General features: G+C 65.5%; 2 protein-coding genes. One reads left to right on the top strand and one right to left on the bottom strand.

What is annotated here, in order from left to right; genetic code table 11:
- Positions 1 to 289: 289 nt before the first annotated feature.
- Positions 290 to 985, bottom strand: coding sequence for a FadR/GntR family transcriptional regulator (locus tag QZY67_RS11625; protein ID WP_295370477.1), 696 nt, complete (start codon positions 983 to 985; stop codon positions 290 to 292).
- 110 nt (positions 986 to 1,095) lie between these two features.
- Between QZY67_RS11625 and ilvD the strand changes: the two genes are divergently transcribed.
- The gene (ilvD, locus tag QZY67_RS11620; protein ID WP_295370475.1) at positions 1,096 to 2,757 is read left to right on the top strand and encodes a dihydroxy-acid dehydratase; all 1,662 of its coding nucleotides are present in this window, start codon (positions 1,096 to 1,098) and stop codon (positions 2,755 to 2,757) included.
- Positions 2,758 to 2,787 lie beyond the last annotated feature (30 nt).

Here is a 2,787-nt window from a genome sequence, read left to right as displayed (position 1 = left end):
GGGCATTCGATTCCACGCGAGGCGGGCGGCTGCCCCCTCGCGCTCCCCCGCCCCGACACAGGCGGATTCTGTTCAACCGAGGTTTTTCGACAGTCTCATTTACAATATAGAGATGCATTTTTTATTCGTTTTTCCGGCGGCGATACCTGATAATATAGAACAAGGCCGGCGGCTTTCACCAGGGAAAGCCGCCGGCCTCTTTGCAGGAAAATACGGGGGAGTATCTTGAAAAAACCTTATGGCCCCCTCCATTCCGCCGTCAGGCGGATGCCGGGGATGGGCATGGGGTTCAGAGCGGCTTCTCTCCGGCTTCGCCCAGGCCCATCACGTCCACGCTGTGGCGCATGTGGATGGCCATGGCGTGGAGCACGCCCTCCTCATCCCCCTGGGCGAAGAACTCCAGCAGCAGCGCGTGGTCCCGCAGGGTGTCCGCCGCCAGCCGCTCCGCCTCCCCGCCGGTCTCCACCGCCGTGGCCACCGCCCGCTGGATGAGGGGGAGAAGCCGGACCATAAACTCGTTGTGGGTGGCCCGGACAATGGCGGCGTGAAAGGCGGCGTCGGCCTGGGTGCGGTCAGCCCCGGAGCGGATGCAGTCCGCCACCGCCTTCCCCTTGGCCAGAATGTCCGCTCGCTCCTCCGCCGTGGCCCGGCGGCAGGCCAGGCGGGCCGCCTGGGGCTCGAAGATGCTGCGCAGCTCGAACAGGTCCCGCAGCTGGCCCCTCACCCGGCTCAGGCCGGTGAAGCCGAAGTCGTCGATCTCCTCCACCCGGGCGGACACAAAGGTACCCTTGCCTCGGCGGATCTCCAGCACGCCCTGGGCCACCAGCATCCGCACCGCCTCCCGCAGGGTGGTGCGGCTCACCCCCAGCTCCCGGGACAGGTCCAGCTCGTTGGGCAGCTTGTCCCCGGGGGCCAGGCCCCCCTCCGCCACAATGCTCCCGTACAGCCGCCGGGCGGTCTGCTGGGTCAGGCTCTGTTTTTCCATATAAACTTCCTCCCCGGACTTGACATTGTTTTCTCTATCATATAATATGAAATCATACAATGCAAGCGTCATCATACAATGATGACGGATTTAATAAGGAGGACTCTGCCATGAGAAGCGACAACGTGACCAAAGGCGTGGAGCGGGCCCCCAACCGCTCCCTGTTCTATGCGCTGGGGTACACCAAGGAGGAGCTGGACCGCCCCCTCATCGGCATTGTGTCCTCCCAGAACGAGATCGTCCCCGGTCACATGAATCTGGACAAGATTGTAGAGGCGGTGAAGGCGGGCGTCCGCATGGCGGGGGGCACCCCCATCGTGTTCCCGGCCATCGCCGTGTGCGACGGCATCGCCATGGGCCACATCGGCATGAAATACTCCCTGGTCACCCGGGATCTCATCGCCGACTCCACCGAGGCCATGGCCCTGGCCCATCAGTTCGACGGGCTGGTGATGGTGCCCAACTGCGACAAGAACGTGCCGGGGCTGCTGATGGCCGCCGCCCGGCTGAACATCCCCGCCATCTTCTGCTCCGGCGGCCCCATGCTCTCCGGCCGGCTCCAGGACGGCCGCCGCTCCTGCCTGAGCCACATGTTTGAGGCCGTGGGCGCCTACAAGGCGGGCAAGCTGGACGAGGCCGGCGTGGAGGACTACGAGAACAACGCCTGCCCCACCTGCGGCTCCTGCTCCGGCATGTACACAGCAAACTCCATGAACTGCCTCACCGAGGGCATCGGCATGGCCCTGCGGGGCAACGGCACCATCCCCGCCGTCATGTCCGCCCGGCTGCGGCTGGCCAAGCACACCGGCATGCAGATTATGGAGCTGGTGAAGCGGGACATCAAGCCCCGGGACATCATGACCGAGGCCGCCTTCCACAACGCCGAGACCCTGGACATGGCCCTGGGCTGCTCCACCAACTCCATGCTCCACCTGCCCGCCATCGCCCACGAGTGCGGCATTGAGCTGGACCTGGAGTACGCCAATCAGATCTCACGCAAGACCCCCAACCTGTGCCACCTGGCCCCGGCGGGGGACACCTACATCGAGGACCTGGACCGGGCGGGCGGCGTGTACGCCGTTATGAAGGAGCTGACCCAAAAGAATCTGCTGGACACCTCCGTCCTGACGGTCACAGGCAGGACGGTGGCCGAGAACCTGGAGGGGGTGGAGAACCTGGATCCGGAGCTCATCCGGCCCATTGACAACCCCTACTCCCCCTACGGCGGCATCGCCGTCCTCAAGGGCTCCCTGGCCCCTGAGGGCTGCGTGGTCAAGCAGTCTGCCGTGGCTGAGGAGATGATGGTCCACACCGGCCCCGCCCGTGTCTTTGACAGCGAGGAGGACGCCATCCAGGCCATCTACCAGGGTAAGATTGTCTCCGGCGACGTGGTGGTCATCCGGTACGAGGGCCCCAAGGGCGGCCCGGGCATGCGGGAGATGCTCAACCCCACCAGCGCCATCGCCGGTATGGGCCTGGACAAGGAGGTGGCCCTCATCACCGACGGCCGCTTCTCCGGCGCCACCCGGGGCGCATCCATCGGCCATGTCTGCCCCGAGGCGGCTCAGGGCGGCCCCATCGCCTTCGTGGAGGAGGGGGACATGATCGCCATCGACATCCTCAACTGCAGGATCGACCTGCTGGTGGACGCTGACACCCTGGCCCAGCGGAAAGCCAAGTGGGTGTGCCCTGAGCCCAAGGTCAAGACCGGCTATCTGGCCCGATACGCCAGGCAGGTGACCAGTGCGGCCCGGGGCGCGGTGCTGGAGTAAGGTTTGTCCGGTCTTGACCTTGCCCGCCCG

Origin of the sequence: uncultured Pseudoflavonifractor sp., assembly GCA_904419835.1 — a bacterium.
Lineage (GTDB): Bacteria > Bacillota > Clostridia > Oscillospirales > Oscillospiraceae > Pseudoflavonifractor.
This window is presented reverse-complemented; position numbering and strand designations above follow the sequence as displayed.

Coding starts and splice junctions, on each gene's coding strand:
- ilvD (WP_295370475.1), top strand. CDS start 1,096: ATGAGAAGCGACAACGTGACCAAAGGCGTGGAGCGGGCCCCCAACCGC.
- QZY67_RS11625 (WP_295370477.1), bottom strand. CDS start 985: ATGGAAAAACAGAGCCTGACCCAGCAGACCGCCCGGCGGCTGTACGGG.